14 protein-coding genes are annotated in these 16286 nt (G+C 36.3%); 2 read left to right on the forward strand and 12 right to left on the reverse strand.

Annotated elements, in window-relative coordinates:
* Position 1: 1 nt before the first annotated feature.
* The 9 genes from RWM19_RS00615 to RWM19_RS00655 all read right to left on the reverse strand — a co-directional run bounded on the left by RWM19_RS00615 (position 2) and on the right by RWM19_RS00655 (position 10080).
* On the reverse strand, positions 2-547 hold the full coding sequence (locus tag RWM19_RS00615; protein ID WP_313982631.1) for a hypothetical protein: 546 nt from the start codon (positions 545-547) through the stop codon (positions 2-4).
* A 23-nt stretch (positions 548-570) separates the two neighbouring features.
* Positions 571-888, reverse strand: coding sequence for a DUF4298 domain-containing protein (locus tag RWM19_RS00620; protein ID WP_313982633.1), 318 nt, complete (start codon positions 886-888; stop codon positions 571-573).
* Positions 889-943: 55 nt separating this feature from the next.
* Positions 944-2638 carry a phospho-sugar mutase gene (locus RWM19_RS00625; protein WP_313982635.1) on the reverse strand — a complete coding sequence of 565 codons (1695 nt, stop codon included), beginning with the start codon at positions 2636-2638 and terminating at the stop codon, positions 944-946.
* A 129-nt stretch (positions 2639-2767) separates the two neighbouring features.
* Positions 2768-3688, reverse strand: coding sequence for an ABC transporter permease (locus RWM19_RS00630; RefSeq protein WP_294023226.1), 921 nt, complete (start codon positions 3686-3688; stop codon positions 2768-2770).
* Positions 3681-4769 (reverse strand): ABC transporter permease, encoded by a 1089-nt coding sequence (locus RWM19_RS00635; RefSeq protein ID WP_294026218.1) that lies wholly within the window; start codon positions 4767-4769, stop codon positions 3681-3683. The genes RWM19_RS00630 and RWM19_RS00635 overlap by 8 nt, the downstream gene beginning before the upstream one ends.
* Complete coding sequence (locus RWM19_RS00640; RefSeq protein ID WP_294023228.1) at positions 4766-6325, reverse strand: ABC transporter ATP-binding protein; 1560 nt, start codon at positions 6323-6325, stop codon at positions 4766-4768. Before RWM19_RS00640 ends, RWM19_RS00635 begins: the two co-directional genes overlap by 4 nt.
* A 67-nt stretch (positions 6326-6392) precedes the next feature.
* Complete coding sequence (locus tag RWM19_RS00645; RefSeq protein WP_294026222.1) at positions 6393-7484, reverse strand: BMP family protein; 1092 nt, start codon at positions 7482-7484, stop codon at positions 6393-6395.
* A gap of 252 nt (positions 7485-7736) precedes the next feature.
* Positions 7737-8585 (reverse strand): YjjW family glycine radical enzyme activase, encoded by an 849-nt coding sequence (locus tag RWM19_RS00650; protein ID WP_313982640.1) that lies wholly within the window; start codon positions 8583-8585, stop codon positions 7737-7739.
* Positions 8560-10080, reverse strand: a complete 1521-nt coding sequence (locus tag RWM19_RS00655; RefSeq protein WP_313982642.1) for a YjjI family glycine radical enzyme — start codon at positions 10078-10080, stop codon at positions 8560-8562. The genes RWM19_RS00650 and RWM19_RS00655 overlap by 26 nt, the downstream gene beginning before the upstream one ends.
* Before the next feature lie 159 nt (positions 10081-10239).
* Between RWM19_RS00655 and RWM19_RS00660 the strand changes: the two genes are divergently transcribed.
* Both RWM19_RS00660 and RWM19_RS00665 read left to right on the forward strand, forming a co-directional pair.
* A complete protein-coding gene (locus RWM19_RS00660; protein WP_313982644.1) occupies positions 10240-12273 on the forward strand; it encodes an ADP-ribosylglycohydrolase family protein in 2034 nt (677 codons plus the stop codon).
* Positions 12273-13205: a nucleoside hydrolase gene (locus tag RWM19_RS00665; protein WP_313982646.1), complete on the forward strand. Its 933-nt coding sequence runs from the start codon at positions 12273-12275 to the stop codon at positions 13203-13205. Before RWM19_RS00660 ends, RWM19_RS00665 begins: the two co-directional genes overlap by 1 nt.
* Positions 13206-13243: 38 nt before the next feature.
* Here RWM19_RS00665 and RWM19_RS00670 read toward each other — a convergent pair whose 3' ends face one another.
* The 3 genes from RWM19_RS00670 to RWM19_RS00680 are packed head-to-tail and all read right to left on the reverse strand — an operon-like array spanning position 13244 to position 16261.
* The gene (locus RWM19_RS00670) at positions 13244-14713 is read right to left on the reverse strand and encodes a HAMP domain-containing sensor histidine kinase (RefSeq protein WP_313982649.1); all 1470 of its coding nucleotides are present in this window, start codon (positions 14711-14713) and stop codon (positions 13244-13246) included.
* Positions 14694-15377, reverse strand: coding sequence for a response regulator transcription factor (locus RWM19_RS00675; protein ID WP_313982651.1), 684 nt, complete (start codon positions 15375-15377; stop codon positions 14694-14696). Before RWM19_RS00675 ends, RWM19_RS00670 begins: the two co-directional genes overlap by 20 nt.
* A gap of 56 nt (positions 15378-15433) precedes the next feature.
* The gene (locus RWM19_RS00680) at positions 15434-16261 is read right to left on the reverse strand and encodes an Mrp/NBP35 family ATP-binding protein (RefSeq protein WP_313982653.1); all 828 of its coding nucleotides are present in this window, start codon (positions 16259-16261) and stop codon (positions 15434-15436) included.
* Positions 16262-16286: the final 25 nt, after the last annotated feature.

The following is a 16286-nucleotide window of genomic DNA, read 5'->3' on the forward strand; positions in this document are numbered from 1 at the left end:
CTCAATTCTTTCGTAAACTACACTTCTTTGTAAATACCGCAAACTCTAAGAGTTCAAATGGTTCAAAGCGAGAAATCAACTTTTCATACGCCGCTTCAAACATTGACCCATCCGTTTCTTCCATCAATCTCTTTTGCAATTTTTCATGTAATGTAGTAGATTCCTCTTTGTTAAATTCTTCATGACGTACCGCCACAACTTCATCACTACCACTTACAAAGACGATTTCAAATGAAAATGAATTTTTTGATTTGATTGCTTCAATAAATTCTGCATCTCCATCCTTTGCATAGAATGGTAAATCACTAGCTTCCAAACAATCAAATATCTCTAATACAAATGCATCAATAATACCCTTTTGAATAAAGGATACTGTCACATCAGATGTCTTTAATCTACTTAGCTCCTCTTGTGTCCAAATATCATCCTTTATCACAAATAAGAATGTATTATCTTTAAAATCAATCCAAATCCCATTTTCACAAGAAGGATATTTTTGACCAACTTGAAAAATTGTATGGATAGTGTTTTTATTCATGTTACTCATTTAACATCCTCCTGGTAAATACTTTAGTGTTTCTTTAAGAAGTTTGTTACAAATTCAAGTTGCGACAATGCATACTGATACATATCACCAATCATATTATACGCAAGATCTTCTGATAGAACACCACAAGCTAAATCTTCAGGAAGCTTTCCTGCACTATGTGCTTGTGCATCATCAAACCAATCTTGGCTACCATAATACTTACTAACCGCATCATACTTCTTCATGACACGCTTTAACTTCTTAGTTGCCTTGATTGTTTCTTCTAGGACAGCAGTTACTTCGTTCATATTCGCTTCCATTGTTTCAATACGTTGTACTTGTTTTGTTTTCTTTTTCATTGTTATCACCCATAATATTTTACCATAAGTTAGAAAAAGATACCCAAAGGTATCTTTATTCAATTGCATTTACAATTTCTAATACTGCTTCTTTAATCTTCGCATTCACTGCGAGTGCTTCTTTGCGAGAAGCTTGTTTTGTATAGAAGTAGAACTTGATCTTTGGCTCTGTTCCAGATGGGCGTACAGCGAACCAACTATCGTTATCTAAATAGAAACGTAATACGTTAGATGCTGGAATATCTTCATATCCGTGTAAGTAATCAATTACCTTCTCTACTTTATATCCAGCAACTTCAGTTGGAAGATTGTTTCTGATAGAAACCATCATACGCTTGATACGTTCTGCACCAGCAATACCTTCTAATACAAGGTTTGGCTCATCTTCTGCATAGAATCCATACTTCTCATAGAGTTCCTGTAATACATTCCATAATGTCTTACCTTGCTTACGATAGTAAGCAGCAGCTTCTGCTACTAACATACCAGCAGAGATACCATCCTTATCACGGATATCTACACTGGCTGCGTAACCTACAGATTCTTCATAACCGAATAGATAAGTATATCCCTGCTCAAGTAATGCAGGAATACGTCCGCAAATATTCTTGAAGCCTGTTAATGCTTCATACATCTCAACACCATACGCATTTGCCATGACAGTACTCATTGTAGAAGTAACAATTGACTTAATCATGACACCCTTTTCAGGTAATGTTCCAGCACTCTTATGACCTTCTAAGATGTAATTGACTAATAAGTATCCTGTCTGGTTACCATTTAATGGGATATAGTTACCATCATCATCACGTAATTCAATTGCAAAACGATCACTATCTGGGTCAGTAGCCATTAATAATTCTGCACCAACCTTCTTACCAAGCTCTTCACTCATCTTGAACGCTGCTGGACTTTCAGGATTAGGATAGCCTACTGTCGTAAAGTCTGGATCTGGATCCTTCTGTTCTGGTACGATGTGCCAGTTAGTAAATCCACGGTCCTTCATCATTGTCGCAAATGGAATAGACCCTGCACCATTGAGTGGTGTATATACAAGTGGAATATCTAAGTCAATTTCATCACCACTGTGAATTGCTAGACTTTCTACAAGATCTAAATATGCACGGTCATATTCTTCAGATAATACAACAATCTTGCCAGAAGCTACGCCTTCATTGAAATCAGACTTTTTAATACCATTCCAAATATCAACTGCGTTAATTCTTTCTTCCATACCATCCGCAACAGTACTACTTACCTGACAACCATCACTCCAATAAGCTTTATAGCCATTGTATTCCTTAGGATTATGAGAAGCAGTAATGTTAATACCAGATGTTGTACCTAACTTTCGAATCATAAACGCAAGTTCAGGCGTAGGGCGTAAGTCTGGGAATACATACGTTTTAATTCCATTCGCTGCGAAAATACCAGCAGATAATTGTGAGAATTCTTTTGAGAAATGTCTTGGGTCATGCGCAATTACAATACCCTTATCCATCGCTTCTTGTCCCTGTGCACAGATATACTCTGCTACACCTTGGCTTGCTTTACCAACTGTATAAAAGTTCATGCGGTTTGTACCAGCACCAACAATGCCACGTAAACCAGCAGTACCAAATGCTAAATTTTGATAAAAACGTTCTTTGATTTCATTATCATCATCCTTGATAGCCAACAATTCATCTTTCAGGGGGTCACCCTCAGGTAACATTCGAACCCATTCTTCATATCTTTGTTTATAATCCATTATTTTTAACCCTCCGATTATGTATCTCCATTTTAAACTAAAACAAGAAATGTTGAAACAAAGAAATATAATGAAAATACCTAAAAAAGCAGACCTGTTACAGTCTGCTTCATGACGATAAATTAGATACTATGCTTTCGCTTTTAGTTGTTTCTTTGTACGAATACCGATAATAATCAGAATTACTAATACGGAAACATAAGGAATAATATTTACTAACTCTGAAGGTAAACCTTCTAGCAATAGTACATTTACAATCGCTTGTGCTACTGAGAAAATCATTGTCACAAAAACTACAACCCCAAGGTTATTACCACCTACGGCTGCAGCCGCAATACCAATCCATCCACGAGATGCCACCATGTTACTGGAGTAGAATGACATATATCCCATCGAAAGATATGCACCACCTAAAGCAGCTAGGAAACATGACAACAATGCCGCGATCATACGTACACGATTCACCTTGATACCTACAGATTCAGCCGCATGCGCATCAAGACCACAAGCTTTCATACGTAAACCAAACGGTGTCTTATAGACAAGGATGAATAAGAGAATTGTTAACAATAGACATACATAAGTTAAGAAATAATGTCCGCTAAGAATTTCACCAAGAACTGGAATATCTTTAATGAATGGGATATCAATTGTAGGTAACACTTTTGATGGAAGACTAGCTGTAGTTCCCTTTGATCCAGTCCACAGTAACAATAAGTAAATCGCAAAATCTGCTGAGAATAAGTTTAACGCAATACCTACCATGATAGGACTAGCTTTCATCTTAATCGTGAAGAATGAAAGTACGAAACCACATGCGATACCTACCGCTATAGCACCTAATAAACCAATCCATGCAGAGCCAGACACGGCACTAAAATATACGCCGAATAAAGCCGCAAAGTTCATGACACCTTCAATCGCAATATTAGGAATACCCGCAAGTGAAGCTACGTAGGAAGAAAGTGATGCGTATACAAGTGGAGCCGCAACACGAATGACAATAAAGATAAAACTTGCATTCAATAAGTCCTTGAATAAATTAGCCATTCTTCTTTTCCTCCTTTAGAAGTTGTCTAGAGCGCCACTTTCTCAAGAAGAACTGAGATGAAATGAGTAACGTTAGAATAACTTCTACAATAGAGATCATTTTAATATCGATGTATGGTAAGTCATTTGCGAGCAACTGTGCAGAAGCACGTAAGTAACTAATACCAAACGCCGCAATCAATACACCAATCGGATCATTCTTACCAAGCATTGCCATTAATGCACCAGTAAATCCAAGTCCTGGTAGTACTGTCCAAGTAAATGCTTGATACATACCTAAAAGTTCAACGGATGAACCCATACCACCAAGTGCACCAGCTAAGAAATGAACAGCCATAAACATACCAAACGCACCCATACCAGAGTATTTCGCAAAATTCGCATTGATACCTGTCATACGAATCGCATATCCTAGCTTTGTCTTATAGAGAAGAACATAGATAAAGATTACTGCGATAATCATAATGATAAAACCAGTATGTACCTGTGTCTTTGGAATCAAGTTCTGTAAACGAGCTGTCTTGATAAAATTTGGAGAGGCTGTACCATTGACACCTCCAACTGCTAAGAAATTCTTCAAGATGAAATATCCAATACCAAATAAAATACTGTTCATCATGAGTGAAATAACCATCTCATCAGCTTTATAACGTATACTGATAAGACCTGGAATAAGCGAAATGATTCCACCAAATAAAGTAGCCATTAAAATTGGAATCATTGAGTCAATCACAGTATTCCCTGTCATAAACGCTGGATTGATAGCGAATACTGTCGCAACAATACCAGAGATATAGAAAACACCTTCTGTACCTAGATTAAATAAGTTTGTTCTAAAGTACAGTAATGTCGCAAGGCCTGCAAATGTTAAAGGAATAACCTTTACAAGTACATATCCAAAATAACTTGGCTTACTAAGTGGATATGTAAGTAAGCGAATAAAGTCAGTCAGCGGTTGTTTTGACACGAACGCTAATACTACAAATGTAACAATTAATGCAATGCCAATGGAAGCTAGAATACGTAATGCTTCAAAAGGTCCATCATCAGTAATACGAAACTTTCTTTTCATCGTACTCATTTGCTCGCCTCCTTAATCTCTTCTTCACTTTGTTTCTTAGTTCCTAACATGTAGAAACCTAATTCGTTTGCGGAAACATCCTTTGCACTCTTAAAGTACGCAACGATCTTTCCTTCAAACATGACAATTAAAGAATCACTAACTGCCATTACTTCATTCAGGTCTGCACTAATCAATAAAATTGCAGCCCCATTATTACGCATATCAATTAACTGGTGATGGATATAGTTAGCTGAGCCAATATCGATACCACGAGTTGGTTGTGAAGCAATCATGCATTTAGGACTTGTTTGCCACTCACGTGCAACTACCACTTTCTGAATGTTACCACCAGAAAGAGAATTAATACGTTGTTTTTCGGAATTTGTTTTTACTTGAAACTTTTGAATTAACTCTTGGGCAATCTTACGAATATTCTTACCCTTCATAAAGACTTTTCCAGAGTACTCTGGCTTACGATAATATGTTGAAATCGCATTATCTTGAATACTTGCAGTAGCTGCGATACCATCTTGCATACGATCTTCTGGGATATACGCAAGACCAGCTTCACGTTTATGCAAGATATCACTTGTAGAAATATCTACACCACCAAGAATCACCTTTCCTGATTGGAACGCTTCCATACCAGTGATTACTTTAATCAACTCTTCCTGTCCATTTCCCTGTACACCCGCAATACCTAAAATCTCTCCCGCATGTACCGCAAAATTAACATTATCTACTTTCTTAACCCCGCCAACTTCAAACGATAAATTTTCAACAGATAAAATCGTATCGTTATTCTTAGCTTGTTTTCGTAAAGAATCATATGAACTTTCAAGACTATGGCCAATAATCAATTCTGTCAATTTTTCAATTGAAACATCTTTCGTATCATATGTGCCCTTTGTTTCACCAGAGCGAATAACTGTGATACGATCAGAAATTTCCTTTACTTCATTTAGTTTATGAGAAATAAAGATAATTGTATGACCAAGTTCTTTAAATCCCTTTAATTGTTCAAATAACTGAACTGTTTCTTGTGGTGTTAAAACTGCAGTTGGTTCATCTAAAATAATGACTTCTGCTTTGCGATATAGTGTCTTAAGAATTTCGACTTTCTGCTTTGCACTAACCGTCAAATCACTGACTAAATCAGTAGCGTTAATTTCATCAAACTTATACTTTTTCGCTAATTCATTCGTAATTTGATTTGCTTTATCCATATCGATAAAGCCGTTTGCCTTCTTAGGCTCTGCACCTAACACAACATTCTGCGCAACAGTAAAGGATGGAATCAACATAAAGTGCTGATGCACCATACCGATACCATTCTCAATTGCATCTAAACTAGAGGAATAATTGATTTCCTGTCCTTTATAAGAAATCTTACCCTCTGTTTGTTTCTCAATCGCAAAGATAATATTCATCAATGTTGATTTACCCGCACCATTCTCACCGCAAATGGAGTGAATTTCACCTTTATTAAAGGAAATACTGATATTGCGGTTTGCTACAGTACCATTTGGATATATCTTTGTGATTCCATCTAACTTCAAAATCGTATTGTCCATATTGTTACCTCTTTTAAAGAAGATGCTCTACCTTTCGATAGAGCATCTTTGGTATTCAAAACGTGAATTACTTGAGACCAACTTTATCTAACCAAGTATCGTAGGCTTTATCATCCTTTAACTGATCGTTAACCTTGATTTCTCCAGCCGCTAACTTCTTCTTCATTTCTTCAACTTTAGCAAGTTGATCAGCAGTCATATTAGCCTTATAGTTTTCATTTTCAGCTAAACCAACAGCACCATCAACGAAGCCTAAAGTCTTCTGTGTACCATATTCAGCCTTACCATCTAACATTAACTTGATAGATTGTAAGATAGCAACGTCACACTTCTTCTCAGAAGAAGTTAAGATGTGCTTAGCTAATTCAGGCTTACCACTCATAGAAGCATACTGGTCAGCATCAACACCGATTGCCCAGAAGTTTGCTTCAGCAGCAGCTTCAAATAAACCGTTACCAGAACCACCAGCAGCGTGATAAATAACATCAGCACCCTGCTTGTTCATATTTAATGCAATTTCCTTTGCTGTAGCTGGATCACCAAATCCACCTACGAAACCAGAGATTACTTTAGCATTTGGATTTACATCATAAACACCCTGCATATAACCAGCTAAGAATTGACGGATACCAGGTGAGTCTACACCACCGATACATCCAACAATTCCAGATTCTGTCTTAACACCAGCAACAACACCAGCTAAATAACCAGCTTCGTTAGCAGCATAAGTAATTGAATATACGTTATCTAATGAGTTTGCCTTAGCATCACTATAGTCGAAGTTTAAGAACTTGATTTCAGGATGTTCTTCAGCAACAGCCAACATGTAAGATTCATATTGGAAGTTACCAGAGATAATGATTTGATAGCCATCATCCGCAGCTTGACGATATGCTGTATCCCAACCAGCAGCGTCTGTACCCATTTCAATTAACTTTGTTTCAACCTTGTCGCCAAGTTCTTGTTGAACCAACTGTAGTCCCTTGTAAGTTGTGTCGAAATAAGACTGGTCACCAATATATGGCAAGATCAATGAAATCTTTGTCTTATCTCCTGATTCTGATGCAGTTGTTGATGACTTAGAATCTGTTTTGCTACCACATCCAACCATGGATAAAGCAACAACAGACCCAAGCACTAACTTGGAAATCTTATTCATATTTTTTCCCTCCTGAATTAAATAAGATAGTTCTTAAAACATCGAGTGAATCAAAAAATGAAAAATGCACCCAAACCGACACTAAAACAACTTGTTAAAAGAGTGTTTCAGTGAGTTGTAGATGCATTTGATTTGTCATATTTTTGCATTCCTCTATTAAGCAGTTGAACTCATCTGCAGATTTATTTTTTCATAATCATCTAGAAAATGCAACAACAAAATCATGAATCATTATTTCAAAATCTGTAACTATTACACAATAATAACGTTTTTCGCCCCATGTTCTTCACATGCAACTTTCAATAAATGAATTTCTTCATCCGTTGTAATCGTATTACCCAACTTCTGTAATCCCTCTTCTCTTACACCGAATGGGCGATACTTTATCAGTTTATAACGGATGTTAGGGTCTAAGTTAGCGACAACACCTAATGCTGTCGACAAGTTATCTTCATGCATGTTCGGCATACATACAGTACGAACTTCATAGAGCTTATTATGTTCTTGTAACCATTTTAAGTTACGAAGAACATTTTCGTTGGATATACCCGTTAACTTTTCATGCCAGGACTTGTTCCACGCCTTTACATCAAGCATCACTGCATCAGTCACAGCCATTAACCTAGGCATCTGTTCATATAAGTATGCTCCATTAGAATCTAAGAAACATGTTTTGTTATACGTATGTATTTTTGTAAATAATTCTGTTAAAAATTCAGGATAATTCGTACATTCACCGCCAGATACCGTAATACCTTGAATATACGGAAACAACGGTTTAATTTGCTCTATAACATCATCCGCAGTCATATCCGTAATTTTTGGAGATGACAAATGCGGACAAACATGAATGCATGTATCACAATCAATACATTTCTCTTTATGCCAAACGACTTTACCGTTGATGATTTCTAAAGCCTCGCCCTTTTTGGGACAAGTTTCTACACATACACCACAATGTACGCACATATGAATCGTCTCAGGATTATGGCAATACAGGCATTTGAATGGACACTTTTGGACAAATATCGATGTACGATTACCCGGACCATCGACATTTGAAAATTCGATGATTTTATTGATTGGAGCTGTCGCCATCATTCACAATTGTACGGTCTAATGCTGCACCGAAATCACGTGCACCTTTACCGAAGATAGAGACATTATTTAAAGACTGTTTACCAGCATCAAGTTTTGCTAGTTCACTCTTCTTAACAAGGTAACCTGTAACGCGAACGACATCGTTATTCTCAAGATAACCAGAGAAGTAACGCATATCATTTCTGATTGCTCCATCGATAATATCTAATACAGCTTCTGGTGTATTCTCCCAAGTCTCTTCAAACTTGAAGATATCACCAATACCTGTAGGGAAATACTTATGGAATTTTTCAGAGTGATTAATTTGTAATGGGATAATTGGCTCTGCACCAACAGGAATACGTGCACCAGGTGAATCTTCACGACCATCACTATCGATACCAACCTGTGCATGTAAACGATACTTATGGTTAAAAGCTGCTGCGTACTTGGAGTCATGCGCATTTACAAGTGACTCTAAACGGTCCATAATACGTAAACCTAAAGCATCAGCTTCTGCATTGTTACCAAAGCCCTTCTTAGGATCCTTAATGCCGAGTAAGTGGTTTACACATTCAGCTAAACCAACCATACCAAACATACCTGTAAAGTTATCTAACTTCACAAATCCTTCTGTAACAAGGAAGTTAGACTTAAAGAATGCAGTCTTTTCAACTAAGAATTCAATACGGTCATCCATCATCTTTAGCATGATAGAAGTATAGTAAGGTAAAACATTCTCTAAGAAATCTTCTGTATCCTTCGCCTTTAAAGAACATTCATACATACGTAGACGTGGTAAAGTAAATCCACCCCCACATACTTTTAATCCGTTATAGCATGAAGCAATCGCATATTTCTCGCCCCATTCTCTTGTAAACATCTTGTGGTTTGCAAAAGATGGCTTAGATGTCTTCATCATGCATTTGACTGCTAAAGCCGCAAAGTCACGTGGTGTAATATCAGGGTCATACTTCAAAGTAAGATTAGGAACTGCCAGCTGCATTTCTTCCGTTAATTCAAATAAGATACGTGCAGTTTCAGAGTCCTGTGGTCCTACATCTGCATGGACAAAAGAATCTGTTAAAGTACGGTCAATATTCAATAAGAATAAACGCAATGCTGCCTTTGCATTCTCACGACTTTCCTTTAATACAAATGGTTCAAGTAAATCATCAAGATCACCCAAATATACAGGGAACGATGTAATACTTGGAACACTATGATAGAAAATCAATAGTGTGTTTAATGCCTCATAAAGATTCTTTGGTGCTTCTAGTTGCAAGAACTTGCAACCCTTCTCCATCAGCAACTCATAATCTGGACAGATATAGCGTGGACGATACGGAGCGTTGCCCTCACCTAAATCACAGATAATACGGTCTGCTTTTGCTTGAATTAATTCTGGACTTAATGCAAGTGTATGGTCAGTATTTTCAGCATATCTAGCAAGTGCTAAAACTTGCTGATGATATGTCAAAGTTTCATCTGCGATGATATTTAAAATATCACTCATAGTCGAAAATTTCCTCCTCATTTCTATTTTTAAATATAACATACTTTTATCAATATGCATGTAGGATGCATTAAATTTTCGAAAAGACTATAACTGCTATGCCAACATTCCATAAATATGAAATAATCGTTATAATATTTTCCATACAAAGGTGACCTTATGACTACATTTCAAGATATTTACAAGAGAATATATGCTTCTTGGTTAGGAAAAAATATTGGCATACGCTTAGGTGCCCCAATCGAATCATGGACTGGTCCTGAAGTGCGTAAATGTTATCAACCTATTACTGATTATCTAACGGATTATTCACAGTTTGCGGCTGACGATGATGCCAATGGTCCATTGTTTTTTGCAGATGTCATCAAGCATCATTCATTCAATCACGTAACCGCACAAGATATGGCAAATAATCTCCTAAATGTTGTTCCATATGAAAAAGGCTTCTTTTGGTGGGGAGGAAAAGGTATTTCAACAGAACATACCGCATGGTTAAATCTAATGAATCACATAGATGCTCCACTATCCGGCTCTTGTAAACAAAACTCAAAAGCTGTTTCCGAACAAATTGGGGGTCAAATCTTTAGTGATTGTTGGGGATACCTTGCATTAGATAAACCAGAAATCGCAAAAGATTTAGCAGAAAAAATGAGTAGTGTCACCCATGACCTTGATGGTATTGAGGGTGGTAAATTTATAGCTGTATGTATTTCCCTTGCTTGGAATATTCATGATGCAAGAGAACTAATTCAAACAGCACTACAGTACCTCAATCAAAGCTCTAACTACGCCCATTTAATTCAAGAAATGTTAGACTTTCACCTTCAATATCCTAAAGACCCTGCTAGATGCATTGCGTATATTGAAGACAAGCATAGCTATGATCGCTACGAAGGACTCTGTCATATCCTACCGAATACTGCAATCATGCTGTATGGCATGTTATACGGTAAAAACAACTTCGATTTAACAATGCAACTGATTGCTGAAGCAGGTCGCGATACAGATTGTAATTTAGGAAATGTAGGTTCCATCATTGCAATGATGGTCGGACTAGAAAACATCAATGAAAAATGGATTAAACCATTGAATGATACCCTTTTATGTTCCTCCTCAATTGGTTCAAAGAATATTACAACAATTTCTAAATCTGCATATTATTTTGCTACATTAGCATGTAAAATCCATGATATTCCATATCCTAATAAAACAGTTGGTACTCATATTACAGATTTTACTCTTCCTTATGCAACAAACGGCTTTCAGATAGAAACAAGTCGCTACCATGCATGCAACTTACGTGTACAAGATGATCAATTAAAAATATGTTTAGATGATATACTTTCAAATCAAGAGTTCAAAGTATATACGCAGAGTTATTATCGTCCACAAGATGTATATGATTGCAGATATGAACCAGAATTTGCCGCAATCATAGAACCGAATGATATCATTCGCTGTAAATTAGATAACCCAGAACATCTCCCCCTTGAAATAGCTATCTATATCAAGGGTTATTCAGGGAAAATCTATCATAGCATTTTTACACAAGACTTGAATTTAGAGTATCAACCTACCATCAACGATATCCCTTATTTAGAATATGGATTAATCATACGTAGTCAAAATCGTATTCAGCGAAATTATTTCGCTGTAAATCAGTTTGAAATCATAAAACAACCATCTTACCAAATTGATTTTTCAACATTAGCAATTGAAGATTGGGGATATGACATCGGATTGAAACAACATTCCGGAATCTCTGGAATTCGTATTCATCGTGGAACAGCAACCATTGAAGAAAAACGATTCTTATTAGATGCTCATAGCGAATTCAACTTCAGCGGTCCAGATGTTTCAATCCATCATATGTCGCTTGAATGGATGCCACAAGATAACATTCATCTTCACATGTGTTACCAATGGCATGGCTGCTATGACTATCAATCTGTTGAAATTGATTATCATAATGTTTATTTAACCAGAAATCAAAATCGTAATGTAACACGAAAATCTATTTCATGCATGAATGAAATGATTACATCAATTTCTATTGATTATCAAGAACAAGCAATCTATATTAATTCACAAAAATTTGAGATTTCATTTACACTTGAACCGTCATGTGTTGCGATTTTCAACGAATCAGATAAAACTATTCAATTATTAAATTGTAGAATTGAGGAAAAATAATGAAGAAAAAATATGTACTCATTGATTGCGATCCAGGTCATGATGATGTAATGGCCATTCTTTCTACAATTGCTAATCCAGATACCTTTCATATTCTCGGTATCACAACAGTATGTGGCAATAACCTAGTACCTCTTATCACAGAGAATATGTTAAACGTCCTCCATTACATTCATAGAGAAGATATTCCAGTATGTATGGGGGCTGAACATCCGCTTGTTTATCCACCATCACCACAAGCAGCACATGGATATAATGGCCTAGAAGGATTTGACTTTCCAAAGCATAATTTGAAAACAACGAACCAAGATGTTATTTCATTTATGAAGGAAAAGATTCTTTCTTCCCCAGAACCGGTAACCATCATGGCACTCGCCCCTTTGACAAATATCGCCAATTTATTACTGAAAGAGCCTACAATCATTCATCATATTGAACAGATAGTTGTAATGGGTGGTTCTTGGTACAAAGGTAATGTAATTCCGCATGCGGAGTTTAATATCTATGCTGACCCACATGCGGCAAAAGAAGTATTCTCTGGTAAAGTTTCGACAGTGATTATCCCACTTGAATGTTGTGATGATTGCACCATCAGCGAAACAACAATACAAAGTTGGATGCACGATGAGCGATATTTAACAAAAATGGTTGGTGGCATTATGGATTTCTTTGCGATATATGGCCGCCAACATCATCGCACAAGGCATACGATTTTTGATTTGGCAGTAACCGAATACTTACTACATCCAGAAATTTTTGAAGGTGAAAATTGTGATTGTGATATTATCCTCTCTGGCGAAAAAACACGAGGACAAACAGTATTTATAACAAACCAGAATAGTAAAATACTTGTCTTAAAACATGCAGATACGAATCAATTTGAACAACAAATTATTTCCGATATCAATTACTTAGCAAACAAAATAATCTAAAAAAATCATGTACCTCTCATTATGAAGTACATGACTTTTTATTTAACAATAGGAAACTCAAACCAGAATGTACTACCTTCTTTAAGATTACTGATAACACCATATTTGGCATTATGTAATTCAAGTATCTCTTTAACAATAGCTAAACCAATACCAGAACCATTTGATACACGAACATGTTCCTTATCAATCTTGTAATAACGATCCCAGATTTTAGAGATATCATCCTTTGCAATACCTTCACCAAAATCTTGTATTTCTACACGTACCTTATCACGCTCTAATATTTCACGAACAATGATATGTTTCTTATCACCACTATAGTTAATCGCGTTTGTCATGAAGTTGTTAAATACTTGTTCAATACGTTTGATATCTGCGTTGATGATTGCTTCTGCTGATAACTCTGTATCAATTGTAAATCCCTCTTGCATATGATAGACATCATATTTTTGAAGTTGTGTGTGTAATACCTTAGTTAAGTCAAAATTTTCTTTCTCTAAATGAATCTTTTCTTCTTGTAGTTTCGATAAATCTAATAAGTCATTGACGAGTGACGTTAAGCGTTTGGATTCATCAATAATTACTTGAATATTTTCATCTGTCTTCTCTTCTGGAAGATCCTTCATCATCTCACCATAACCAGAAATCATGGTAAGTGGTGTACGAAGGTCATGGGAAACATTCGCAATCAAATCACGCTTTGCTTTATCTGCTTTCTGAATATCTTCAGCCGCCGTTAAGAGTGTATCGTTTAACTCTTCTGCCTCACGATAATTTTGAACTGTTATACGTTCATATTTTCCTTCCGGTAATGTTTTCGCAGATTGATTAATTAAAATCAGTGGACGCGCAATCGTGCGATACATAATATAGGTTAATACCAGAACAGCAACCAAGATAATTGCAGAGATATACCACATCTGCATTGACAATGTTTTCTTTGTCGTAGAAATCGGTGTGATATTACTATAAACCATAACAATTGATTTATTACCATCGTGGTCTTTAATAATGCGTGTATACGTAATATTGCGGAAACGTTCACCATTGGTTGGTGTAATCAAGTTTGTATCTTGTACAACCATTGACTCACCCTTATCGCTGTTTTCTGCATTTGCAATCTGCGTTAGGATTTCATTCGATGACATTTTATATAGACGACAACCTAGATTCTTGCCACCTGATTCAAGATATGTATCATCATATGTACCTGGAAAAACATTTGATTCACGTAATACACGAATGCATGTTTCATTGGTTTCTTGAGCAATGTTGATGTACTCTTCAATATTGTCCGCATCATCATCTTCTTTTACAACATTGACAACCGCATTCGATACATTCTCAACTGTGCGTTTTTTACTTGCTTCATACATCGGCTCTAATAATAAAGCCTGAAATATAAACACAATCGCAACAAGCACAAATGAGAATACAGAAAGATATAGACCGATTTTCCAACGTAAACTAATATTCTTTTTTTGTTTAGGCGTTAACTTTTTCAAAACGATAGCCAACTCCTCTCAACGTAATAATATACTTTGCATAATCACCTAGATTTTTACGCAACAGTTTGATATGTGTATCTAGCGTACGATCATCCCCAAAGAAGTCATAACCCCATACATTCTGTAATAATTGTTCACGTGTTAAGGCAATACCCATATTTTTTACTAGATATACCAGAAGTTCATATTCCTTAGGAGATAATTGAATACGCTGACCTTCAATCGTTACAGTACGTGCGGAATAGTCAATCACCATACCATCAATCTTAAATTTTTCTAAAGATACTGCTTCAACAGGATGAACTCGTTTTAAGATTGCATGAATACGCATCATTAACTCTTTTGAAGAAAATGGTTTCACAACATAATCATCAACACCAACATCAAAACCATGAATGCGATCATATTCTTCACCTAAAGCGGATAAAAGAATAAATGGTAACTGTGGTTTTGTTTTCTTGATTTCTTTCACCGCGGAGAAGCCATCCAAATGAGGCATCATAATATCCATGACAACAAGATCATAGTTATTCTTTTCGCATAATTCTACTGCTTCCATGCCATCGGCAGCTTCAGCTGTTTCAAAACCTTCGTGTTTTGCATATTTAATAATCAATTCGCGAATCTTCGCTTCATCATCTACAATCAAAATCTTCGTCATGGAACATCCTCCTTATGAGTATCTTAGTAAAACTGTGTGAACACTACGTGAATACTTTAAATACTTTCAATGAATTCAGCTACAACATCTAATTCTGGAACGACTACTTCATCGATGCAGCCCTTATCTGCAGCAGCTGGAATCTCAGGATTCATTGGAATCTGTGCAAGTAATGGCAAATGATACTTCTGTGCAACTTCATGTGCATGTGATTTACCAAAGACATAAATCTTTTCATCACAGTTAGGACATTGTACATAAGACATATTTTCAACAAGTCCCAATACCTTAATATTCATCATTGATGCCATGTTAATTGCTTTTTCAACAACCATAGATACTAAATCCTGTGGACTTGTAACTACGATAATTCCATCAAGTGGTACAGATTGGAATAAAGTTAATGGAACATCACTTGTTCCTGGAGGCATATCTACAAACATGTAGTCTACTGCTTCCCATAATACTTCTGAATAGAATTGTTGTAGAATAGAAGCCACCATCGGACCACGCCAGATAACTGGTGTTTCATCGTTATCCAACAACATATTAGAAGAAATTAATTGCATTCCATTCTTTGTGATAGCTGGATAGATAGTACCCTTAAAACCTTCAGCCTTTGATGTAACACCAAAAGATTTCCCTTGGGATGGACCAGTAATATCACCATCTAGTACAGCTACTCTATGATTTCTCTTTTGCATCATAGATGCCAGCATAGATGTCACAAATGACTTACCTACACCACCCTTACCTGATACAATACCAATTACTTTCTTGACGCTAGCGCCCTCATGTAATTCAAATTTCTGAATACCTTTTTTATTAGGCATACAGAAGCCATAGTCTTCCGGTGTTTTTCCTTTTGCGTTTCTTTCACTCATTTTCATCACCTCTTTACTCATTTTA

Origin of the sequence: uncultured Solobacterium sp. (assembly GCF_963517755.1) — a bacterium.
Lineage (GTDB): Bacteria > Bacillota_I > Bacilli_A > Erysipelotrichales > Erysipelotrichaceae > Bulleidia.